Source organism: Microbacterium sp. KSW4-4 (assembly GCF_023091185.1).
GTDB lineage: Bacteria > Actinomycetota > Actinomycetes > Actinomycetales > Microbacteriaceae > Microbacterium > Microbacterium paraoxydans.
The window spans coordinates 318,683-340,406 of record NZ_JAHWXJ010000002.1; the positions used below are offsets into that span (position 1 = coordinate 318,683).

Below are 21,724 nucleotides of genomic sequence, written 5' to 3' on the forward strand. Positions count from 1 at the left end.
ACGACGCGGGCGGGCGCCGTCCATGATCACGCCGACAAGTCTTCCTCGTCGTCGATAAGAGCGCCCGGCTCCAACCCGCGGCCGCGCATATAGGCCAGAGCCCGCTCGGCTGCTGCGAGCTTGCGTTTGAGTTCTCTCATCCCCGCGGCGTTGTCGTCGGAGAACTCATCAAGCCGCTCGTACTCTCGCCGAACCTCGGATTCGATCTCGACGAGGTTATGCCACACCGCGGGATCTTGCTCGAGACCTTGGAGCTCACGCAAGATCACAGCGGCGAGTTGCCGCGCGACAACGGTCTCGACCGTTTCTGCACTTGCTCCTGGGCTGGCGAGGCCGAAAGCGATGCCACCTCCGCCGGCGCTGACGAGTGTGCCCGCCGTGATGAGCCCACCGATCATGCCGCCCGGGCCGAAGCTCGCCAGAGCTGTCGTCACAACGGCAGCGCCGACCACGCCGGGGGCGACCGCGAGTGCCAACCCGCCGGTCGCGGCAACGAGAGCCGCAGCTCCTGCGCCGATGGCGCCCCACTTGATCAGGTTGGCGGCTACCTTGCTTCCGCTGAGTACCTCACGGGATCGCTTTGCCGCTTCGAAGACGTCGGCGCCGAACTGGCTGCCTAGGTCCATCTCCGCTGCCAGATCTCTCAGCGCGCTCTGCTGCTTGTCCTGAGGGATCGTGATCTCGAAGGGGCGCAGGATGTTCTCAGACGCAAGCACCGTGAAGAGCACGACCGCATCGTCTTTCGCAATATGGCTCGTGGGAAGGGAAGCCGGCGTCGGGGCATCCGGGTCGGCAAGGTCGAAGGCGAGTCGCGCGACCGCTGACGGGGTCGGGCGCCGCGTCTGCTCGTTGCGCTGCATGATGTTGTCGATCGCCGTGGCCTGCACGTAGCGGAGGGCTCCGGAGTATCGATCGCCAACGTCGCCGTCGAGCCTGTTGCGGATCAGCGATGCGTAACGCAGCGCGACTACTGCGTACCGTTCCGCGACATCGAGCGGGATGTCAACGGCAGTGTGCGCGCGCTCGACCTCTTTCGACTGTGAGCCGAAAAGTGCATATCCGACCGCGGCACCCACGGCGTCGTCGGCAAGGTACTGCACGGCATCGTGGACGTGGATGCTCGGAAGCGAGTCGATGCGGAAGTCGATGAGCCAGGGGAAGACCGAGGACACGCCGCGACTAGCTGAAACGGGGTCATGTCGATTCCAGAAGTTCACCCACCAGGAGAGGTTCGTCGGCGGTTCTTTGAGCGCATCACGCAGCTTGTCGACTTCGAAGCGTGCGCTCGCGAGCGGACTGCCGATAGTCACGAGCCCCGCGACCTCGAGGGCGGTGGGCAAGCGTCGGAGCACATCGGCGGCAATGACCGAACCGAGGCTGTGCGCGACGATGACGAGACGTCCCCTGTCGGGTAACGCCTCAAGGATGCGGCGGAGCACGTTGGCGCGGATCTGCTCGTTCGACACGTAGTTGCGGGCCTGCACGAAAGCGGGGAGCGCCAGGGCAGTATCGATCACTACTTGTCCACCCAGCGTTCCGCCTCCACGGTGATGCCGACCGAGTCGGAACTCGAGTGCTCCGACCCGCCGCTCGAACTCGCGCCGGTTCCTTCGTGCGGCTTCTCGTCCGGGCTGCGTGATTGTCACCGGAGGGATGGTCGTCTTGCCGTCGAAGCCCTTGAGCGCGTGCGCATACTTCGGTGCGATGACAGCGGAATCGTCGAGAGTTGGATAACCAAGGCGTCGCAGTGTCAAGTCAAGCTGGTTCCGCCAGAGGTCCCCGGGGTCGCCCGTGCCCACACCATGCAGGAAGAGCAGGGTCGTCTCGGTGGGGCCGGAAGCGCCGTCGATGTCCATGTACTGATCATGGCCGAGATCTCGCATACTGGTGTACGACTGACCTGCGCGTGCATACAGGCACCCGGCGAGCTCCCCCAGCGCGCCGGGCTAAGTGGCCGGACTTGTGGACGTTAATTGTTCGGTTCGAACCCCCCGAAGCCAAGCGGCGAGCTGGTGGACGGTTCTCACGGCGGGGCGCAGGTCGAGATCCTTATCGTCAAAATGCGCCACCTTGTTCCGGAGCTCCCGAACTGAGTCGATCCAGGCGTTGAACTCGTCTTTGCTGATGGACCAACCGAGATCATCCCAGTGCTCGGCGTACATCCGCTGCAGCTTTCCCAGCATCGCACTGTCGATGTCCTCTGCGTTTACACCGGTGAACTTGGCGCGCGCCACTCGCTTCAGCTCTCTCTCGCAGCGACCGACCGCGAGGAACGGCACCGCTAGGTCTTCGAACTGCTCCGTGAGGTCGGTTGCGGTGACGATGCCTGCCAGCTTCCCTTGGTATGTCACTGCAACGAAGTCGTACTTCACCACCGGGCCGACATTTGAAAATAGGTCTGAGTGTAGGTCGACCGGTGTGGCGGGCATGAGAATGTCCGCGACGTATCGAGGCTCTTCGCGGCGAAGCCGCGCCGAGCCATAAGATTTCCAGCTGACCACACCGATGAGGTTGCGCTGAGTGACGTCATCAACAACGAGGAGTTGCGAATAGTCGTACCGCAGCATCATCGCAGTCGCATCATCAATTGGTGTCGATGGCTCGACCAGGCCTGGAAGCGATGGCTCGTCTCGATTGGCCAAAGCGAAGGATGCGGCAGGAATCCGCGCGAGGGTTAGAAGATGGTCGTCGGGGTCGGCTTGCTTGGACGAGGCTGTCGCGTTTCGAATTTTGACGCGAGTGTCGAGGGTTCCGGTGTCAATCGGTGGATCAATCTCGAATCCCATGTTGGCGAGATCGGTCGTAACCGTCTCGACCATATTTCGTCCTCTTCCTCGCGCGCCCCAGAACCCGATCAAGTCGCGGATGGAGATGCTCTCTTGCTGCTTCCGCATGTGGTCGAAGTACTTCTTCTTCTCAGCGAGAGTACTTTCAGCAGTCGGCTCCGGTGGGATGCTTGCGTTGGACGCCATGATTCTCCAATGCTCAAAGGCATACGTTGGCTCACTGCTGGTCAGGATAGGGCAAATTAGCTTGGCTCTGGCCGCGGAAGCTGAGAGGGCCCCGCTACTCAAACCCGCCGGTCAGCCGCCCGTGCATCGTCCCGCTCGAGTCATTCATCCCGACGATCTTCACCGTCTTCCCCAACGCGACGTACTTCGTCTCGATCGCATCCAACGCAGCAACGGTCGACGCATCCCACACATGCGACCGCGACAGATCGACGACAACCCGATCCGGATCCTCGGTATACGAGAACAACGTCGTCAGATCATTGCTCGACGCGAAGAACAATTCCCCCTCCACGACGTACGTCACGAAGTCCCTGGCCTCAGACAGCACGCGCGTAACCGAAACGAAGTGCGCCACCCGCCGCACGAACAACACCGACGCGACGAGCACCCCACCGACGACCCCGACCGCCAGGTTGTGCGTCACCAAGACCAACAAAACGGTAGACACCATCACGAACGTCTCGCTCTTCGGCATCCGCTTCAGCGTCGACGGCCGCACACTGTGCCAGTCGAACGCCCCGATCGCGACCATGATCATCACGGCCACGAGCGCCGCCATCGGAATCGTCCCGACGAAGTCGCCGAACACGACCACCAGCAGGAACAGGAAGATCCCGGCGCAGAACGTCGAGATGCGGGTCCGCGCGCCCGAGGCCTTCACGTTGATCATCGTCTGACCGATCACCGCGCACCCGCCCATGCCGCCGAACATTCCGGACAGCACGTTCGCGACACCCTGCCCCCACGACTCGCGCGTCTTGTTCGAGTGGGTGTCGGTGATCTCGTCGACGAGCTTCGCGGTCAGCAGCGACTCCATCAGTCCGACGAGCGCGACGCCGAGCGCGAACGGCGCGATGATCGTGAACGTCTCCCACGTCAGCGGAACGTTCGGGATGAACAGCGATGGCAGGCTCCGAGGCAGCTCACCCTGATCGCCGACCGTCGGCACCGTGATCCCGAAGGCGAGCACCACACCCGTCACGATGATCACCGACACGAGCGGCGCCGGCACGATCTTGGTGATCTTCGGCATCACGAGCATCACGACGATGCCGAGCGCCACCAGCGGATACACCAGCCAGGGCACGTCGATGAGCTGCGGGAACTGCGAACTGAACACGAAGATCGCGAGCGCGTTCACGAACCCGACCATGACGCTGCGCGGGATGAAGCGCATGAGCTTCGCGACGCCGAGCACTCCGAGGACCACCTGGAAGATCCCGGCGAGGATGACCGTCGCGATGAAGTAGTCGAGCCCATACGTCGGCGCGACGGGAGCGATCACGAGCGCCACGGCTCCGGTCGCCGCGGTCACCATCGCGGGTCGCCCGCCGAGGAACGCGATCGACACCGCCATGATGAACGACGAGAACAGCCCGACCTTCGGGTCCACCCCGGCGATCACCGAGAACGCGATCGCTTCGGGGATCAGCGCGAGTCCGACGACGAGCCCGGCCAGCACCTCCCGCGTCAGCAGCCGCGGATTCTTCAGTGCATCGAGCACCGAGGGGTGGGCGCGATAGCGGGCGCGGTCGTCGACCGTCGTTGCAGACATGGATCTCCAGGGGAAGGCGCCTCAGAGAGGAGGCAGACGTTCCAGCCTACGACTGATGCGCGAGCCCCCACCCCGTGCCCCTTCCACCCGGCCCGCACATCCGCCAGGATGAACACGACCGCCCCGAGAGGAGCCCCGCATGTCGCTCGCCCCGTCCACCTCCCCGGACACGGCATCCGCCGCGCTCCCCGGCGCCGTGGTCATCGCCGCGATCCGCCGCGTCCTCCTCTGGTCGCTGATCACCGCATTCCTCTACCCCGTGTTCATGACCGCCAGTAAAGGCATCTGCCCCGGCGGCGTCGACGCGAACGGCGGGTTCATCGACTCCGCGGGTCAGCCGGTCGACGAGGCTCCGCAGTGCATCCAGCTCAGCCTCGCGCCGAGCCCCCTCGTCTACATCGCCATCGCCGTCATCCTGCTGCTCGCGCTGGGTCGCGTGATGAAGGCGGCCGATGAGCGCACGGCGTTGCGGACGCTGGAGTGGGCCCTGCGCGGAGTCGGGCTGCTCGTGGTGGTCGCGATCGTCGTCTCGCACGTCTGGTTCGCGCTGATCCCGCTTGAGCAGTTCACCGGTGACTCCTGGAGCGTCGTCAGCCCGTTCCCGTTCGGCTCGATCGACGTCGAGGTGACGCCGATGACGACCTCGTGACGGCTTAGTCCCGCCAGTCGATCCCGACGCCGGCGATCCGTCGCCCGGCCTCGTCGGCGGCGACCGGCTCTCCGACGTCCGCCCCGCGCTCGAGCGAGACGGCGGAGTGCACGATGGTGTCGGCGTACACGTGCACGAGGTTGTAGCCCTGCGCGGCGTCCTGTCCGCGCGTGGCACCCACGGGCTGTGCGAGGTCCTGCCCGTACGCGCTCGACGAGGCGACGGCCACGGGGATCCCAGCGAAGGTGCCGAAGGACGGATGGTGCACGTGCCCGGACAGGATGCCCCGCACGTCCGACCCCCGCAGCACCGCGGCCAGCGCGTCCTGATCCCGCAACTCGACCGTCACGGCGAGGTCGAGCACCGTCGGCAGGGGCGGATGGTGGATGAGCAGCAGCGTGCCCTGCGGTGCCGCCGTCGACAGCTCTCCCTCCAGCCGATCCAGCTGCGACGACGGCACCTCCCCCCAATGCGCGCCGGGCACCGTCGAATCGACGACGATGACGCGCATCCCCCCGAACCACCGCACCTCGACGATCGGCTCGTCACCCGCCCCCGCGAGTCCGAGCTCCGATCGCATGGCACGGCGGTCGTCATGGTTGCCGGCCGCCCACACGACCTCGCAGCCGAGCGCATCGGCGGCGGGCGTCACGAGCTCGCGCAGTCGCTCATAGGCGGCGGCATCGCCCCGGTCCGTCAGGTCTCCCGTGAACAGCAGCGCGTCGGGACGGAGCCCCGAGGCGACGAGCCGGTCGAGCATCTCCGCCAGGTTCGCGTCGGCGTCGGCCCCGCTGCCGTACAGCGGCGACCGTTCACCGGGCAGGTGCGTGTCGGAGATGTGCACGAAGGTGTGCGACGGGCGAGGGTGTTCGGTGAGGATCATGTCTCTTCCTGGTCGGCGGACGGAGGCAGGTCGGGGCAGATGTCAGACGGCGGCGGCCGTGGATCCGGGGACGAGCGTTCCCGTGAACGAGCGGCGCACGAGCGTCTCCGGCTCGTCCGCAGTGAGCAGCTGCTGCATGGTCTCGACGGCGGCCGCGGCCACCGCCTCCACGGGGATCCGCAGTGTGGTGAGCCCGAGCAGATCGGCGCCGGGCAGGATGCCGTCGCACCCGGTCACGCTCACGTCCTCCGGCACGCGGAGCCCGGCCGCGCGGGCGGCGCGCATGACGGCGAGCTGCCGGTAGTCCGAGGCGCACATGACGGCGGTCGCCCCTGCGCGCACGGCGGCGAGGGCCTCGTCGACGCCGTCGTCGGGACGCGCGCCGGCGGAGATCATCGTCACGGCGACGCCCGCCGCGGTCAGCACTTCCTGCATCGCGAGCGCGCGGAGGTGCTCCGGGTACGACGCCTCGGGGCTTCCGGCGAGCACGACGACGGTCCGGTGGCCGAGCGCGACGATATGCTCCGCGAGCAGACGTCCGTGACCCTCGTCGTCGTAGTGGGCGGTGTGGATGCGGCCCGCCGACTCCACGCGCCCGGCGCGCAGGATCGGCACCTGGTCGGCGAAGGGCTCGAGCTGCGCCGCGGAGATGCCGCCGGTGGCGACGATGAGTCCCGCGACCCGCATGCCGAGCAGCCGGTGCAGCGCATTCACCTGCTTGGCGCCCTGCTCGTCGGCGCCGATCGTGACGGTCACGAGGTCGAGGCCGCGCTGATGCGCCTCCTCCTGCAGCCGGGAGAAGAGGAGACCGTACGCGGGGTTGCTCGCGTCGCGCAGCATGAGGCCGACGGTGCCGGTGCGTCCGGCGGCGAGCTCGGCGGCCATCGTGTTGCGCACGTACCCGAGTCGCTCGGCCGCCTCCAGGATGCGTTCCTGCGTCTCCGGCGCGAACCGGCCCTCGCCCTTCAAGGCCCTGGTCGCCGTCGCGCGGGACACCCCGGCCGCCGCGGCGACGTCGCTGATCGTGACCCGCAGGGCGGGCGTCCCGGCCTCCGCCCCGCTCATGCGCGCTGCTTCCGTCGGCGGGGCGCTCCGGCGCGCGAACCTCGTCCATACACGAGATACATGGTGACACCCATGATGATCATGAGCAGCACGGTGTAGACGAACGTGATGGGCATCGCGTCGAGGTTGTTCTCCCCGCGCGTGCTCTCCTGGATCGCGACGCCGAGCGGCTTGTAGAGCGGGTGGTAGAGGAAGATCGCGGCGTCGTAGTCGTCGAGCAGGCTGTTGAAGTTCAGCGCCGTGATCGCGGCCGCGGTCGGCAGCACGAGGGGGATGAGCACGCGCCGGAACGTGGTCAGCGAGCGGGCTCCGAGGATGCGCGAGGCGTCTTCCAGGGAGTCCGGCACGGACGCGAACCCGGCCTTGAGCAGCCGCAGCGTGAACGGGATCTTCACGCAGATGTACGCGACGAGCAGCAGGACCGGCGTCCCCGTGAGCACGATGTTGCCCACGAGCGGCTGCGGCGCGTCGAACGCCATCACGAAGGCCAGCGCGATCAGCACGATCGGCAGGATCCACGGGATGTGCAGCACGTACTCGATGGCCGTGGTGAGCAGGTTGCGGTGCTTCTGCATCATCCGCGCGACGAACAGCAGCCCGCCCACCACGATGACCGCGGCGAGGGCGCTGTAGACGACGCTCACGACGAACGGCCGGAGGGCCGCCGCGCTGGAGAACACGGTGATGTAGTTGTCGAGCGTGAAGCTGTCGAGCGTGAGGGATCCGGCGAGGATGCTCCGCGCGTCCACGAACGAGAAGATCACGATGAGGACGACCGGGATGAGATAGATCACCCAGAGCAGGTAGGCGACCACGTGCACGACGGCGTTCGCGAACGGATTGCGGATCCGCTGCTTCTGGATCGGCGTCGCCACCTTCGCCACCGAGAAGTACACACCGGACTTCTCGGCGCGGTTCATGATCGCGAGCAGGATGATCGTCGCGACGCCGAGCACGATCGCCAGCAGCGCCGCGATGTCGCGGGTGATCGGGCTCCGCGACAGGTCGATGATGAGGGGCGCCACGGTCTGGAAGTCCGGCCCGCCGAGCACGAGCGGCGCGGTCAGCGCGCCGAGGCCGATGAGGAACGTCAGCACGGTGACCGCGAAGAGCATCGGCTTCATGACCGGCAGCACGATGCGGCGCAGGATCGTCCAGGTCGAGGCGCCCATGAGCTTCGCCGCCTCGATCGACGCGTAGTCCACCTTGCCGAGCGACGAGGACAGGAACAGCATGTGGTTCGTCGTCGTCGCGAACGTCATCACGAGCACGACCGCGAAGTAGCCGGAGAACCAGTCCCGGTTCATGTCCGGCCAGATGTTCACCATCAGGTTCGTGATGAAGCCGAATTTCCCGTAGATGAAGTTGTAGCCGGCGGCGAGCACGATGCCGCCGTAGATCAGGGTGGTGGCGTAGCCGAGCCAGAGGAGCTTGGCGCCGCGCACCTGGAAGTACTGCGTCACCAGCACGATGAACACCCCGACGACGTTGACCGTGACGGACAGCGTGATCGCGAGGAGGAAGCTGTTGCCGAGTGTCTTCAGCGCGCGCTCGCTGCCGAGCAGCTTCTCGACGGCGCGGATGCTGAACTGGCCGTCCGGGAAGAATGTCGCGGCGAGCAGCTCGGCGTTCGGCAGCACGAGGAAGGCGGCGGCGAACCAGACCACGACGATGCCGGTCACCCAGGCCAGCGGCGAGCGGAGCATCGCGCGCACGCTGCCGGGCCGTCCCCGGCGGAGGCGGGGCTTCGTCGCGGTGCCCGCCTCGGCGGCCTCGGTCGTCAGCGCGCCGGGGGCGTCGGTCATGGCCGCGGACGGCGGCGGCACCGGGCGGGAGTCGTTCTGCGGAGCGCTCATGTCACGCCGCCGGGTACTGCAGGATCCACCGCGGGTCGACGTCGATGCGCACGGCATCGCCGACGTCCCAGCGGTGCGCGCTCGCCGCGGCCGGCACGCTCACCCGGAGCGTCCCGTCAGCCGCCGAGACCGTGTAGACGCTGTGGCTGCCGTGGTACGTGCGCTCCGCGACGGTGCCGTCGAGCGACGCCGTGCCGCCGGCGGTGGCGTCGGACGGCGACACGAGGTGCAGCTTCTCCGGCCGCACGTAGCTCTCGGCCGTGGCGTCGAGGCCGGCGCCGATCGCGATGACCTGCGCGGGGCTGAGGCGGTTGTTCTCGCCGATGAACCGGCAGACGAACGGCGTGGCGCTGCGGTCGTAGATCTCCTCCGGGGTGCCCACCTGCTGCAGCGTCCCGGCGTCGAGCACGGCGATGCGGTCGCTGAGGGTGAGCGCCTCCTCCTGGTCGTGGGTGACGTACACGGTGGTCACGCCGACCTCGTGCTGCAGCTCCTTGAGCTGTTCGCGCAGCTGCACGCGGAGCTTGGCGTCGAGGTTCGACAACGGCTCGTCGAGCAGCAGGATGCTGGGGGTGAGCGCGAGCGCCCGGGCGATGGCGACGCGCTGCTGCTGGCCGCCGGACAGCTCCGCCACGTTCTTCTCGAGCTGCGACGCGGCGAGTCCGGTGCGGTCGGCGACCTCGTCCACGCGCCGCCGCTGCTCGGCCTTCGACACCTTCTGCACCGAGAGGCCGAACGCGATGTTCTCCCGCACATTCATGCTCGGGAACAGCGCGTAGTTCTGGAACACCATCCCCACGCCGCGCTTCTCGCTGGGCACGCGGGTCACGTCACGACCGGCGATGTGGATGCGCCCGCCGGTCGGCTGGATGAACCCCGCGAGCGTGCGCAGGGCGGTGGTCTTGCCGCATCCGGACGGACCCAGGAGGGTGAAGAACTCACCCTCCTGGATCTCCAGATCGAGGTGCGAGACCGCACGGTGGTCGCCGAACACGACCTCGACGTCGTCGAAACGGATCATCGTCTTCTCTCTCTGCCGGTGCGGGACTGCGCGGGTCAGCCGATGTACTCGAGCGTGACCTTCTCGACCCAGGCGCCGAGGTTCTCGCTCACGAAGCCGAAGTCGATGTCCTGACGGTCGAGCGTGCCCATGAGCTCGACGACCTCGGGGTTGGCCTTCTCGACCGCGCCCTCGTTCACCGGCATGGCGTTGAACTCCGCGGCGAACTCGCCCTGCACCTCGGCGCTGCCGAACCAGTCGATGAACTCCTGCGCCTTGTCCTCGTTGTCCGTGCCGTTGATCTGCGCGATCTGCTCGGTCACGTAGGGGACGCCGTACTCGGGCACGATCATGCCGGTGCTGGTGCCGTACTCCTCGTCGCGGGCGGAGATGCCGCTCGACGGCAGCACGCCGTAGTCCACCTCGTCGCGGGTGATGCGGGCGTAGAGGTCGGTGCCCTCCACGGCGGGGGAGCCGTTGGCGTAGTACGACTTCACCAGGTCCCAGCCCTCGTCGCTCACGCCGAGGTCGCCGTCCTCGTCGAGGTGACGGGTGAGCATGCTGGCGAGCACGAGCTGCGGGGTGGCCTGGCCGAGCGCGGGGTTGACCTCGTAGCGGCCGGCGTACTCCTCGTCGGTGTACAGGTCGTCGGGGTCGGTGGGCGCGTCGCTGATGCGGTTCTCGTCGTAGACCGTGACGATCGCCTGCTCCACGAGCGGCCAGAACGCGCCGTCCTTCGGGTCGCCGGCGTCCGCGGGCACCTCGCCGCTCCAGCTCGGCTCGTAGGCCGTGATGGCCTCTTCCGTCTTGAGCTGCTCGAAGAACATGTTGTTCAGGCCGAAGACCACGTCGCCGACGGGGTTGTTCTTCTCCGCGATGATGCGGTTCGTCAGGTCGGCGCCGCCAAGGCCCACGATCTCGATGTCGATGCCCGCGTCGGCCGCCTTCTCGGTGATCCACTCACCGCGGCCGTCGCTGTTCGAGTTCGTGTAGACGATGAGGGTGTCCCCGGAGCCGCTGTCGCTGCCGCCGCCGTCCGCGTCTCCGTCGCCGCCCGCCGTGCATCCGGTGAGCGCGATCGCCGCCGCGGCCGTCAATCCGATGAGCGCCCAGCGCCTCTGCTGCCTGTCGGCCATGTTCGTCCCTTTCTCGCCTTCGAGGTGTGTCGATGCGACACTACCGGTTCTTGTGGTGAAGGCACAAAGATTGTCTGGTTTCGTGAGCGCGGTCGCGCGTCCGCACTCAAGATAGGTCCGTTGCGTGAACGCCAGGATGCGATGAGGTGAACGGGCGGCGGACGGCCCCGAATGGGGGGCGAAGCTCCCTGTCAACCGGTGTGGAATGCCGGCATCCGTTAGAACAAATCTTCGAAAGTCGGGCGCTTCAGAGATAAAATGAAGCATGTCGAAAATGTCCGGGTTGCGCGAGGCGATGGAGCGTCTCGACGAGGCGTGGGGCTCTGCGGGCGATGCGCCTGAGCTCTCCCGCGCGCAGCTCGTCGACGTCGCCGACGCGGTCGGACTCCTGCAGCGCCGGCTCGATGCACTGCACGTCGACGTGGCCGCCGGCATCGCCCGGGAGTCGCGCGCCGAGCTCGGCGCCGACAGCCTGGCGAAGTAACGCGGCTACCGGACGGCAGCGAAGCTCATCGCCGCGGTGACGGGTATCTCGACGGGGGAGGCACAGCGTCTGGTGAAGGTGGGAGAGGCGACGGCCCCGCGGAGCGATCTGCTCGGTGCGCCGCTGCCCGCGCGGTACCCGCTCCTCCGGGAAGCGCTCGCGTCGGGTGCGCTCGGAGCGCCGGCGGCTGGTCTCCTCGTCGCGCTGCTGGATCGCTGTCGCGTGGCCGCCGGGGTGGAGCGCATCGCCGAGGCGGAGCGCGTGCTGGTCGCCACAGCCGAAGGGCTCAAGCTCGATGCGGTGCGCAAGCTCGTCCTCCGCGCCGAAGCGTGGCTCGACCCCGATGGCGTGGCGCCGCGGGCGGAGGAGCAGCGCGCTCGGCGCGGACTGCGCATCTTCGAACGGGACGGCATGGTGCACCTGCACGCGCAGCTCGATGCCGAGACCGCGGCACCGGTCGTCACTGCGATCCGCGGGCACGTGTCCGCCGTGTTCGCCGCCCGCCTCGACGCCCCTGACGCCGAGTCGCCGGACGCCGACCGGCGCTCGGTCGCGATGATCCAGGCCGATGCGCTGGCCCTCTTCTGCGGGCACGTGCTCGGGTGCGAGGGTGATCGGGTGCCGCTCGCGGGGGCGACGGTGATCGTCCGGGTATCGCTGGACGATCTGCAGGCGGGAGCCGGGTCGGCGACGATCGACGGCCTCGACCAGGTGATCGACATCGGCGCCGCGCGGCGGATGGCTGCCAGCGGCGGCGTCATCCCCTGCGTCCTCGGCGGGGCGAGCGAAGTGCTCGACTGGGGTCGCGAGAAGCGCCTCTTCACACGAGCCCAACGCCTGGCGCTCGCCGAGCGGGATGGCGGGTGCGCCATGTGCGGGCTCCCGCCGGGGATGACGAAGGCTCATCACCTCCGCTGGTGGCAGCGCGACCGAGGTCCGACCGATCTCTCGAACGGGATCCTGCTCTGCGAGACCTGTCACCACCGCATCCACGACAACGGGTGGGAGATCGTCATCGAGGGCGCCGGTGTGAGCGGCCGGCCGTGGTTCCTTCCGCCGCGGTGGGTCGACCCGGAGCGCACGCCGCGGCTGGGCGGACGGGCACGCTTCGATGTCGCGGCCTGAGTGGATAGCGGCTGTTCGCGCACGGTGTCGCGATGGCGCGCACGGGCTCCTGGTGGCCGGCGCGCCTGAATGCCGGATCGCGCTGTCAGCGGCGAAGTCGGGAGCGGACGCGGCGGGCGGCACGCGCGAGGGCGTCGCGCCAGGCGCCGCCCGGCCACTCACGGCGCAGCCGGAGGCTGCCGTCCTCGTTACGCACGAGTTCGACCCGACGGCCCGCGAGAAGCGGCGACCTGCCGAGGTGTGCCGTCACGTCGGGAGCCGCTGTCAGCGGAGCGGTGAACATCCAGCCGGCGTAGCGCACGGCGACGGTGAGGTCGGCTTCGCGAGCGCCGTCCTCACGGAACACCTTCATCGGGTCCAGGGCGATCGGCACCGCGTCGAGACGCTTCGGGCGCCGGCCGCCGATCTTGCGCTCCGAGCCGGCCGTCGACTCCGCAGGTCGGCCGTGCGTCGGCGTATCGCGCGCGACCAGGTCGACCCGGTCCGCGCGACGTTCCTTGCGGGCGTTGAGAAGCCCGGAGGGGAGATCCTCGGTCGTCGACAGCGGCAGGGACACCAGTCGGTCGGCGGAACCGACGGTCTCGAACACGAACGCTTCCTCGCCGTCCCGGAGCAGACGGACGCGCACGGTGAGCTGCAGGCCGCCGCGCGACCAGCGTGCCGCCGTCACGGTGGCGGTGCAGGTCGTGTCCGCCTCGAAGGCAGCGAAGGCGAGCAGGTCGTCGCGGCGATCGGCGCGCAGCAGAGCGGCCCGGATGCGCTGCGGGAACGACAGCCCCGCGTCCACGCCGGGTCCGAAGCGGCGCTGCGCGAGCGGCACCACCACGTCTAGCAGACGGTCGCGATACTCCGCCGGGTACTTCACCATCCGTCGCCCGGCGATCCGGTTGAGGATCTTGCCGCGGAACCAGTGCCGCAGCAGTCGATCCCGCACCTTCCCCGGTTCGGTGTTCGCCTCGACCACGTCGAGCACGGTCTCCAGATGCGGGAAGTACGACTCCGGTTCGATCCGGGACGAGCTCGCGCTCCCCGGCTCCTTCACCCACGCGTAGCAGGGCTCGCTCGCGAGGACCGAGATCGTGTCGGCGGCGAAGTACGCCTGCATCACGAAGAGATGGTCCTCGAGTCGCACCTTCCCGTCAGGGAAGCGGATGCCGTTCTCCCGCAGGAACGCCGTCCGGAACATCTTGTGCGGCGTCAGCATCTCCAGGATCGGGTCTTCCCCGAGCACGGCGTTCGGGATGTCGCGCTGGAAGATCTTGGCGGGCAGCTTGCGTCCGATGCCCACCTCCTTGCCGACCACGACATCGGAGCCGTTCTCGTCCGCGTAATCGCACAGCCGCTCCAGTGCGCGCGGGTAGAGCCAGTCGTCCTGATCGACGAACTGCACGTACGTGCCCCTGGCCACTTCGACGCCGCGGTTGCGCGGAGTGCCCGGCCACCCGGAGTGCGGCAGCGAAAGCACGCGCACGTGGGGGCGACCCTTCGCGATGCTCTCGAGCCGCGCGGCCGTCTCCTCCCCGGAGCCGTCGTCGCAGAGCAGGACCTCGAACGCCTCCCGATCCAGCGTCTGGGCGTCGAGAGACGCGATGAGGTCGTCGAACGACGCCTTCGGCCGGAACACCGGTACCACCACGCTCACCCGCACGCGGCCCCCGGCCGCCTCGTCCCCGGTCGCACTGCTCATGGACGTCATCCCCCTGTGATCATGGCCGGCCCGAATCTCCCCCGCCGGAGGTTCCAGCCAACCATCCCTTCCTGTGGAGCGCGCCAGGCTCGCGGCGGTCTCGGGTGTATGCCGACGCCGCGGAGGATCAGTGCAGGGTGAGACCGATCTCGAACGAGCGCCGCCAGGGGAGGGTCAGCTCCACGATTCGCACGTCATCGGCGGGCAGCATCGACTCCAGGAGGGCCGTCAGCTCCGCACGGATGACGCGCTCGGCCGTCGCGACCTGCGAATCCTCGGTCATCGGGTAGATGTCGGGGAAGAGCGACGGGCCCGCATCGGTGCGCACCACGGCCTGGTAGGCGAAATCGTCGAGCAGCCGCGTGAGCAGGGCGATCCGCGCGGCGCGCTCGTCGAAGGAGCCGGCGGCCCTGCCCACCACTGCGGCGGCGGCCACTGCGACGACACTGCCGAGCGTGTTCCCGGCGGTGTTCCACCCGCCGAAGGCCTCCAGGCGCCCGAGCAGTCCGGCCTCGGCCAGCGCGCGTACGAGCGCCTCGTCCGCGCCGTTCGGGTAGCGCACGTCGGCCAGGGCCACGTGCTGCCCGGCGTCCAGACGCTCCCGCACGAGTGCGACCGTCCCCGCGACGGCCTCGGCGTCGACGACCTCCGGCCGCCCGCGGAACATGTCGTGCCGGTCGGGGTCCGGGGCGTGCAGCACGAGGGTGACATCGCCTCCTGCGGCGACCTCCTCGGCGCCGGCTGCGCGGATCTGCCGGCTCGCCGACGCCGCGAGCGACATGTTCTCGTAGGGCGGGATGCGCTCCATGCCGGCGGCGTCCGCGCAGACCACCGAGAACGAGGCGGTCACCCCGGCGTTCGCCGCGAGGGCCCGGGCGACGAGCGCGGCCCCGACCTCGTCGGCCCCCGGGTACATCAGCACGCGCCGGCCCGACGGCAGCATCCGCATCCAGTGCCGGAGCCAGACCTGCTCCGCGCTGCCCGCCGCGAACGGAGCGGTGTCGTCGGCGGTGATCGCCAGGAAGTCGAGGGTCTCGTCCTCCACGAGGCCGAGCGTGGAGAGGTTCATGATGTGGTTGCGCAGCCGCCGAGACGAGTAGTCGGAGACCACATCGGCCGGCACCGGGGTCAGTTCGTCGAGCGGCAGCACCTCGGTCTCGCCGAGCAGCCGGTGCGCGTCGCCGCCGAGCGCGTGGATCTCCTTGCCGTGCTCCGTCCAGTAGGTCGGCTCCTCGGCCGCGGAGTAGGAGTTGCTCGCCCGGGTCACCAGCGACACCGCCGAGATCGGCAGGTCGGGCCGCATCCGCCGCACCTCGCGCAGCACGTCCAGGCGCGCCAGCACGTCGCGGGTGGTGTCGTGACTCGTGCGGCTCGCGATGAGTCCCCCGTAGAGCAGCATGTCCACCGACACCACCAGGTGCACGGTCGCCGGGTCTGCGGCACGCTGGCGCAGCCAGGCGCCCAACCCGTCGGCATCGCCCGCGGTCCGGTAGGAGGGGAGGATCGCGGCGGGCGGGACGTCGAGGGTCACCCCGGCGACGGCCGCGACGTCTCCCGGGAGCTTCACGTTCACCGGGCGGTCGTCGAGGGGCAGCAGCGCGATGCGGGGGCGGAGGATCGGGTCGGACACGAGGAGCCTTTCGTCGGTGAAGAGGGTCGCAGATCGGGGATCAGGGGCGGGCGATGGAGACGAGATACGAGTAGCGGTCGCCGCGGTACACCGACTCGGCGTACTCGATCGGGCGGCTGCGGGCGTCGTAGGTCGTGCGCTTCACGAGGAAGGCGGGGGAGAACGGCGGCGTCTGCAGCGCGGCCGCCTGCTCCTCGTCGAGGACGACCGCGTGGATCTCCTGGTCGGCGCGCACGGCGGTGATGCCGAACCGGGTGCGCAGGTCGTCGTAGAGCGAGTCGCCCACGATGCCGTCCTCCAGACCCGGCACGGTGTCGGCCGCGATCGAGCACACCTCCAGGCAGATCGGGATGTCGTCGGCGGTCCGGACGCGGCGGATCCGCACGACGGGGGACTGCGGGCTGAGGTTCAGGGCGTATCCGGCGGTCTGCCCGGCCGCCGCGGTGCCGACGTCGACGGAGAGGGAGCCGGGCCTCATGTTCCGGGCGAGCATGTCTTCCGAGAACGACGTCAGCTCGAACGCCTTGCTGATCCGCGAGGCGCTCACGAAGGTGCCCGCCCCCTGCAGCCGGTACACCAGGCCGTCCCGTTCGAGCTCGTCGAGGGCGCGACGCACCGTCTGCCGGTTCACCTCGAGCGACTCCGCGAGCTCGCGCTCCGTGGGCAGCTTCTCGTGGGGTGCGAGCCCCTGGTCGATGACCTTCTCCAGATGCCGCCGCACGCGTTCGTGCTTCGTGACGCCCTCGACCGCCGCCATGGTTTCCCCCTCGTTTGGACTAACCCAATCTTGACGATCACCCGGGATTGTGTCAATGTCTCCTCTCAGCGGTTCTTAATTGGTCTATTCCAATCCTTTGCACGGTCAACGATGAGCGGAGAATCCCCATGCACGTGAAGCACAACATGCGCCGACGCGTCCTGGTCGCCGGGGCGGTAGGCACGGCGACGATCGTCGCCCTGAGCGGCTGCGCCGGCGGCGGCGGTGATGCGGACGGCCCCACCGAGATCACGTTCTCGTACCTGTGGGGAGGGGAGGAGGCGAAGGCGCTGGAGGCGATCATCGCCGACTTCAACGCCAGTCAGGACGACATCGTCGTCAAGGGCGTCTCCAGCCCCGACACCCAGAAGCAGCTCACGTCGATGTCGTCGTCGAACGGCTCCTTCGACATCTCCGACAACTTCGGCAACACCGTCGGCGCCTGGGCTTCGAAGGGCATCCTCGCACCGCTCGACGAGGCGATCGCCGCCGAGGACATCGATGTCGACGACTTCGTCCCCAGCGCCATGGAGCAGATGACCTACGACGGCAAGATCTACTCGCTGCCGATCGCCATCCACAGCTTCCAGCTCCTCTACAACCCGCAGCTTCTGGAGGAGGCCGGGGTCACCCCGCCGACCACGATGGACGAGCTCGCCGCCGCCATCCCGAAGCTCACCAAGAAGGACGCGTCGGGCAAGATCACGCAGCTCGGACTCGGCTCGGCGAACGACAGCACCACCCTCACGACCCTCGGCTACGCGTTCGGCGGGAGCTGGGACGGCGAAGACGGCCCGACCCCCGCGGAAGACGGGAACATCGAGGCCCTGCAGTGGTATCAGGACAACGTGATCGAGCCGGTCGGTGCCGACGCCATGGCCACGTTCGTGTCCGGACAGGGCGAGTACCTCTCCGCGCAGGACCCGTTCTTCAGCGGCCAGGTCGCCATGATCATCGACGGCGAGTGGCGGTCGGCCAGCGCCGCCAAGATCGCCCCCGAGTTCGAGTGGGGCGTGACCGCGATCCCTGCCGCCTCGCCCGACCTGGAGAACAGCACGCAGGTCACCGCGAGCACCCTCTTCATCCCCGCGAACTCGAAGCACAAGGAGGAGGCGGCCACCTTCCTCGCCTACCTCGTGAGCGACGAACCCATGGAGAAGTTCGCCGTCGCCCTCGGCAACCTCCCCGGCCGCTCCTCCCTCGCGGGCAGCGCCGCGTTCGACGAGCTGCAGGACTTCGGCGTCTGGGCGGAGGCCGCGTCCTCCCCGAACGCGAAGTCCCTGGCGAGCCGTCCGTACAGCGCCGAGTATGCGACCGACCTCGCGACCGCGTTCGACGAGGTCGTGCGACTGACCGCCACCCCGGAGGAGGCGATCGCGACCGTCGAGGAGCGCATGGCCTCCTACGCCTCGAAGTGAGTCGGTTCTCGTGACCACGGCAACAGCACCCCGGGTCCGGCAGGAGAACGCTCCTGCCGGACCCGGCGCTCCCGTCCGGCGGCGCCGCAGCCGCCGGACCACGCTGATCGGCCTGGCTTTCGCGTCGCCGTTCATCGTCGGCTTCCTGTTTCTGTTCGCCTATCCGATCGCAGCGTCGGCGTACTACAGCTTCACCGACTTCAACCTGTTCCAGGCGCCGGAGTGGGTGGGGCTGGACAACTACACCCAGATGTTCGCCGACGGGGTCTTCTGGAAGTCGCTCGCCAACACAGCCGTGCTCACCGTCTTCGGCGTGCCGCTCGCGATCGGCATCGCGCTCGCCGGCGCGCACCTGCTGAACACGCCCGTGCGGGGCCAGCCGCTCTATCGCGCGCTCGTGTATCTCCCGTCGATCGTGCCGGTCGTCGTCGGCGGCTACCTGTGGCGCTGGCTGCTGAACGCCCAATACGGCTTCATCAACTACTTCCTGTCGTGGTTCGGCATCGAGGGGCCGGCCTGGCTGCAGCAGCCGGAGTGGACAAAGCCCGCCATCATCCTCATGTCGTTGTGGACCGTCGGCGGCACCATGATCATCTACCTCGCCGCCCTGCAGGAGGTGCCGAAGGAGCTGTACGAGGCGGCCGAGCTCGACGGCGCGGGGGCGTGGCGCCGCTTCACGAACGTCACCTGGCCCACGGTCTCCCCGGTCACCCTGTTCCAGGTGATCGTGAGCATCATCGGGTTCCTGCAGATCTTCACGCAGCCCTACATCCTGTCGCAGGAGCGCCTCAACCAGGCGGGCTCGGGGCCGGGGCAGTCGATGCTCTCCTACGCGATGTACCTGTACCAGAACGCCTTCGTGTTCCTGAAGATGGGCTACGCCTCCGCCATGGCGTGGACTCTGTTCATCATCACGCTCGCCGTGAGCCTCATCGTGCTCGCGACCTCGAGGAAGTGGGTCCACGATGGTGCACGCTGACATCTCCGCACCGGTGCGCCGGCCCCGCCGCACCCGGCGCACGCTCCGCCGCGTCCGGCAGCAGATCGCGGTGACGCTGCTCGCGCTGCTGTTCCTGTTCCCGCTGCTGGTGATGCTGTCGACCGCGTTCAAGACACCAGGCGACGTCTTCTCCTCCCCGCCCACCCTGCTGCCCGCCGAGTGGACGACGGCCAACTTCGCCGAGGCGTTCGCGCAGATCCCGGTGTGGCGCTACCTCGCCAACACGCTCTTCGTCTCGGGCATGAGCATCCTCGGCACGGTCATCTCCTGCCCCCTCGTCGCCTACGCGCTGGCGAAGGTGAAGTGGCGCGGCGCCCGACCGCTCCTGATCCTCGTGCTCGCCACGATGATGCTGCCGCCGCAGGTCACGCTGATCCCGCTGTTCCTCGTGTGGAACGGGCTGGAGGCGACGAACACCTACCTCCCGCTCATCGTCCCCGCGTTCCTGGGCACGCCGTTCTTCATCTTCATGATCCGGCAGTTCCTCCTCGCGGTGCCGGACGAGCTCATCGAGGCCGCCCGCCTGGACGGTGCCTCCGAGTTCCGCACTTACGCGACGATCGTGCTCCCGCTGGCGCGCCCGGCCATCGTGACCGCCGCGATCTTCCAGTTCGTCTGGGCGTGGACCGACTTCCTCAATCCCCTCATCTACCTCAACGACCAGTCGACGTACACGCTGTCCATCGGTCTGTACGCCTTCTTCGGGGAGAACGACGTGGCCTGGGGGCCGCTCATGGCCGCGTGCGTGATGTTCACCCTCCCGGCCGTGGCGATCTTCCTCCTCGGCCAGAAGTTCTTCATCGGCGGTGCCAGTGCAGGAGCCCTCAAGTGACCCATGAATCCCTCGCCCTCCTCCGCGGCCGGCTCGTCGCCTCGGTCCAGGCCTCCGCGGGAGCCCCCGCGAGAGACACCCACGTCATCGGCGCGCTCGCCGAGTCGGCGCTGCTCGGCGGTGCGAGCGGCTTGCGGCTCAACGGGCCGGAGGACATCCGTCGGGTGCGACCGGTGACCGATGCGCCGATCATCGGGCTCCACAAGGTCTGGAACGGCGTCCGCAACGTCATCACCCCGGAACGCGCGCTCGCCGCGGGGCTGGCGGAGGCCGGGGCCGACATCATCGCGGTGGACGCCACGACGGAGCAGTTCGGCACGGACTTCCGGCTCATCGGGGAGATCGCCGCGGCGACGGGGCGACCGGTGATGGCCGACGTGTCGACGGTCGCGGAGGGCGAGCGGGCCTGGGCGGCGGGGGCGGCGGTCGTCGGCACGACGCTGTCCGGCTACACCCCGCACTCGCCGCGTCAGGACGACCCTGACCTCGACCTTGTGGCCGCGCTCGTCGCCGCGGGGATCCCGACCATCGCCGAGGGTCGCTACCAGACCCCTGCGCAGGTGCGGGCGGCCTTTGACGCCGGGGCCTTTGCAGTCGTCGTCGGCGGAGCGATCACCGATCCGATCGCCCTCACGCGTCGGTTCGTCGCCGCGACGCCGGCCGCCCGGGAGCGCGTGTGATCGTCGGGGTCGACATCGGCGGGACGAAGATCGCCGTCGCCGGGTTCCGTGCGGAGCCGGGCGGGGCGCGCCGTCGCGCCACCGCCGTGCACACCCTGCCGACGCCGGCTCGGGAGGGTGGCGAGGCCATCGTGCGGGCGGTCGTCGATGCGATCGATGTGATCCGCGGCGGGAAGCAGCTCGCGGCGGTCGGCGTGGGCACTGCGGGCGTGGTGGATCAGGACGGCGGCATCACCTCCGCCACCGATGCGATCAGCGGCTGGGCGGGCTTCCCGCTGCGTGCGGCGCTCATCCGAGCCCTCGATGCCCCGGTGGTCGTCGTCAACGACGTGCACGCGGCGGCGGTCGCGGAGGCCACGGCAGGGGCGGGTCGGGGAGCGCGTGGTCTGCTGATGGTCACGGTCGGCACCGGCATCGGGGGAGCCGTCGTCCTCCCGGACGGTCTCCGCGCGGGTGTGACCGGCACGGCGGGATCGGTCGGGCACACCGAGCTCGCCCTGCCGCCAGGACTGGCCGGTCGTCGATGCGGCTGCGGAGGGGTCGGGCACGTCGAGGCCGTGGCCTCCGGTCCGGCGTTGGAGCAGACGTACCTCGAGCGCACCGGCACGGCGCGCACGCTGCGGGACGTGGACGCGGCCGCTCGTGCCGGGGAGCCGGTCGCCGAAGAGGTGATCGCGGAGGGGGCGGCGTTCCTCGGGCGCGCGCTGGCCGGGGCGCAGGCGCTTTTGGACGTGGAGGTCGTCGCCGTCGGCGGCGGCGTGGCGGCCATCGGGGAGCGGTATCTCGCCGGGGTCGCCCGCGCCTACCGCGAGGCGGCGATGCCGGGCCCGTCGACGGCCCGGGTGCGATCCGCGGAGCTCGGGGTCGATGCGACCGTCACCGGGGCTGCGGTGCTGGCACGGGTCTGAGTCCGGATTCCCACCCCACATTCAGCGTTAACGATATATCGTTGA

Annotated in this window: 19 protein-coding genes and 1 pseudogene; 9 read left to right on the top strand and 11 right to left on the bottom strand. The window is 68.9% G+C overall.

Annotated features, from left to right (window positions below):
- Positions 1-26: 26 nt before the first annotated feature.
- The 3 genes from KZC57_RS11145 to KZC57_RS11155 all read right to left on the bottom strand — a co-directional run bounded on the left by KZC57_RS11145 (position 27) and on the right by KZC57_RS11155 (position 4,569).
- Entirely contained in the window at positions 27-1,856 is a 1,830-nt protein-coding gene (locus tag KZC57_RS11145) for an alpha/beta hydrolase (RefSeq protein ID WP_247641772.1), read from the bottom strand.
- Between the two features lie 90 nt (positions 1,857-1,946).
- Positions 1,947-2,972, bottom strand: coding sequence for a CBS domain-containing protein (locus tag KZC57_RS11150; protein WP_247641773.1), 1,026 nt, complete (start codon positions 2,970-2,972; stop codon positions 1,947-1,949).
- Positions 2,973-3,066: 94 nt separating this feature from the next.
- Entirely contained in the window at positions 3,067-4,569 is a 1,503-nt protein-coding gene (locus KZC57_RS11155; protein ID WP_247641774.1) for a SulP family inorganic anion transporter, read from the bottom strand.
- Positions 4,570-4,708: 139 nt separating this feature from the next.
- On the opposite strand from KZC57_RS11155, the gene KZC57_RS11160 reads away from it, so the two are divergent.
- Positions 4,709-5,218, top strand: a complete 510-nt coding sequence (locus KZC57_RS11160) for a hypothetical protein (RefSeq protein ID WP_247641775.1) — start codon at positions 4,709-4,711, stop codon at positions 5,216-5,218.
- Between the two features lie 4 nt (positions 5,219-5,222).
- Here the strand turns inward: KZC57_RS11160 and KZC57_RS11165 are convergent, their stop codons facing one another.
- From KZC57_RS11165 to KZC57_RS11185, 5 genes are read right to left on the bottom strand one after another with little or no spacing between them, the layout of a single operon-like run.
- Positions 5,223-6,101 (bottom strand): metallophosphoesterase, encoded by an 879-nt coding sequence (locus KZC57_RS11165; protein WP_144881510.1) that lies wholly within the window; start codon positions 6,099-6,101, stop codon positions 5,223-5,225.
- Between the two features lie 42 nt (positions 6,102-6,143).
- Positions 6,144-7,166: a LacI family DNA-binding transcriptional regulator gene (locus KZC57_RS11170; RefSeq protein ID WP_247641776.1), complete on the bottom strand. Its 1,023-nt coding sequence runs from the start codon at positions 7,164-7,166 to the stop codon at positions 6,144-6,146.
- Positions 7,163-9,022: an iron ABC transporter permease gene (locus KZC57_RS11175; protein ID WP_308194420.1), complete on the bottom strand. Its 1,860-nt coding sequence runs from the start codon at positions 9,020-9,022 to the stop codon at positions 7,163-7,165. The genes KZC57_RS11170 and KZC57_RS11175 overlap by 4 nt, the downstream gene beginning before the upstream one ends.
- Before the next feature lies 1 nt (position 9,023).
- Entirely contained in the window at positions 9,024-10,043 is a 1,020-nt protein-coding gene (locus KZC57_RS11180; protein ID WP_247641777.1) for an ABC transporter ATP-binding protein, read from the bottom strand.
- Positions 10,044-10,078: 35 nt separating this feature from the next.
- Positions 10,079-11,158: an extracellular solute-binding protein gene (locus KZC57_RS11185; protein ID WP_060921318.1), complete on the bottom strand. Its 1,080-nt coding sequence runs from the start codon at positions 11,156-11,158 to the stop codon at positions 10,079-10,081.
- Between the two features lie 265 nt (positions 11,159-11,423).
- Here KZC57_RS11185 and KZC57_RS11190 point away from each other — a divergent pair, with 265 nt between their 5' ends.
- The 3 genes and pseudogenes from KZC57_RS11190 (at position 11,424) to KZC57_RS16430 (ending at position 12,767) form a co-directional block, all read left to right on the top strand.
- Positions 11,424-11,642 (top strand): hypothetical protein, encoded by a 219-nt coding sequence (locus KZC57_RS11190; protein WP_247641778.1) that lies wholly within the window; start codon positions 11,424-11,426, stop codon positions 11,640-11,642.
- Between the two features lie 15 nt (positions 11,643-11,657).
- Positions 11,658-12,488: pseudogene (locus KZC57_RS11195) on the top strand (DUF222 domain-containing protein); the annotation flags it as partial.
- A gap of 24 nt (positions 12,489-12,512) precedes the next feature.
- A complete protein-coding gene (locus tag KZC57_RS16430) occupies positions 12,513-12,767 on the top strand; it encodes an HNH endonuclease (protein WP_281732507.1) in 255 nt (84 codons plus the stop codon).
- Positions 12,768-12,852: 85 nt separating this feature from the next.
- Here the strand turns inward: KZC57_RS16430 and KZC57_RS11200 are convergent, their stop codons facing one another.
- The 3 genes from KZC57_RS11200 to KZC57_RS11210 form a co-directional block, all read right to left on the bottom strand.
- Complete coding sequence (locus KZC57_RS11200) at positions 12,853-14,454, bottom strand: glycosyltransferase (RefSeq protein WP_247641780.1); 1,602 nt, start codon at positions 14,452-14,454, stop codon at positions 12,853-12,855.
- Between the two features lie 127 nt (positions 14,455-14,581).
- Positions 14,582-16,084: a DUF4127 family protein gene (locus KZC57_RS11205; protein WP_167627846.1), complete on the bottom strand. Its 1,503-nt coding sequence runs from the start codon at positions 16,082-16,084 to the stop codon at positions 14,582-14,584.
- Between the two features lie 40 nt (positions 16,085-16,124).
- Positions 16,125-16,841: a GntR family transcriptional regulator gene (locus tag KZC57_RS11210; RefSeq protein ID WP_247641781.1), complete on the bottom strand. Its 717-nt coding sequence runs from the start codon at positions 16,839-16,841 to the stop codon at positions 16,125-16,127.
- A 128-nt stretch (positions 16,842-16,969) separates the two neighbouring features.
- Here KZC57_RS11210 and KZC57_RS11215 point away from each other — a divergent pair, with 128 nt between their 5' ends.
- From KZC57_RS11215 to KZC57_RS11235, 5 genes are read left to right on the top strand one after another with little or no spacing between them, the layout of a single operon-like run.
- A complete protein-coding gene (locus KZC57_RS11215) occupies positions 16,970-18,259 on the top strand; it encodes an ABC transporter substrate-binding protein (protein ID WP_060921952.1) in 1,290 nt (429 codons plus the stop codon).
- Positions 18,260-18,269: 10 nt separating this feature from the next.
- Positions 18,270-19,238 (top strand): carbohydrate ABC transporter permease, encoded by a 969-nt coding sequence (locus tag KZC57_RS11220; RefSeq protein WP_082750030.1) that lies wholly within the window; start codon positions 18,270-18,272, stop codon positions 19,236-19,238.
- Positions 19,225-20,091: a carbohydrate ABC transporter permease gene (locus KZC57_RS11225; RefSeq protein ID WP_025104068.1), complete on the top strand. Its 867-nt coding sequence runs from the start codon at positions 19,225-19,227 to the stop codon at positions 20,089-20,091. Before KZC57_RS11220 ends, KZC57_RS11225 begins: the two co-directional genes overlap by 14 nt.
- Complete coding sequence (locus tag KZC57_RS11230; RefSeq protein WP_060921951.1) at positions 20,088-20,771, top strand: N-acetylmannosamine-6-phosphate 2-epimerase; 684 nt, start codon at positions 20,088-20,090, stop codon at positions 20,769-20,771. Before KZC57_RS11225 ends, KZC57_RS11230 begins: the two co-directional genes overlap by 4 nt.
- Positions 20,768-21,679: an ROK family protein gene (locus KZC57_RS11235; RefSeq protein WP_247641782.1), complete on the top strand. Its 912-nt coding sequence runs from the start codon at positions 20,768-20,770 to the stop codon at positions 21,677-21,679. The genes KZC57_RS11230 and KZC57_RS11235 overlap by 4 nt, the downstream gene beginning before the upstream one ends.
- The last annotated feature ends 45 nt before the right edge of the window (positions 21,680-21,724 follow it).

Bases quoted from the DNA above. Each gene is read 5' to 3' on its own strand.
- KZC57_RS11145 (WP_247641772.1), bottom strand. From the start codon at position 1,856: ATGGACATCGACGGCGCTTCCGGCCCCACCGAGACGACCCTGCTCTTC.
- KZC57_RS11150 (WP_247641773.1), bottom strand. From the start codon at position 2,972: ATGGCGTCCAACGCAAGCATCCCACCGGAGCCGACTGCTGAAAGTACT.
- KZC57_RS11155 (WP_247641774.1), bottom strand. From the start codon at position 4,569: ATGTCTGCAACGACGGTCGACGACCGCGCCCGCTATCGCGCCCACCCC.
- KZC57_RS11160 (WP_247641775.1), top strand. From the start codon at position 4,709: ATGTCGCTCGCCCCGTCCACCTCCCCGGACACGGCATCCGCCGCGCTC.
- KZC57_RS11165 (WP_144881510.1), bottom strand. From the start codon at position 6,101: ATGATCCTCACCGAACACCCTCGCCCGTCGCACACCTTCGTGCACATC.
- KZC57_RS11170 (WP_247641776.1), bottom strand. From the start codon at position 7,166: ATGAGCGGGGCGGAGGCCGGGACGCCCGCCCTGCGGGTCACGATCAGC.
- KZC57_RS11175 (WP_308194420.1), bottom strand. From the start codon at position 9,022: ATGAGCGCTCCGCAGAACGACTCCCGCCCGGTGCCGCCGCCGTCCGCG.
- KZC57_RS11180 (WP_247641777.1), bottom strand. From the start codon at position 10,043: ATGATCCGTTTCGACGACGTCGAGGTCGTGTTCGGCGACCACCGTGCG.
- KZC57_RS11185 (WP_060921318.1), bottom strand. From the start codon at position 11,158: ATGGCCGACAGGCAGCAGAGGCGCTGGGCGCTCATCGGATTGACGGCC.
- KZC57_RS11190 (WP_247641778.1), top strand. From the start codon at position 11,424: ATGTCGAAAATGTCCGGGTTGCGCGAGGCGATGGAGCGTCTCGACGAG.
- KZC57_RS16430 (WP_281732507.1), top strand. From the start codon at position 12,513: ATGTGCGGGCTCCCGCCGGGGATGACGAAGGCTCATCACCTCCGCTGG.
- KZC57_RS11200 (WP_247641780.1), bottom strand. From the start codon at position 14,454: ATGAGCAGTGCGACCGGGGACGAGGCGGCCGGGGGCCGCGTGCGGGTG.
- KZC57_RS11210 (WP_247641781.1), bottom strand. From the start codon at position 16,841: ATGGCGGCGGTCGAGGGCGTCACGAAGCACGAACGCGTGCGGCGGCAT.
- KZC57_RS11215 (WP_060921952.1), top strand. From the start codon at position 16,970: ATGCACGTGAAGCACAACATGCGCCGACGCGTCCTGGTCGCCGGGGCG.
- KZC57_RS11225 (WP_025104068.1), top strand. From the start codon at position 19,225: ATGGTGCACGCTGACATCTCCGCACCGGTGCGCCGGCCCCGCCGCACC.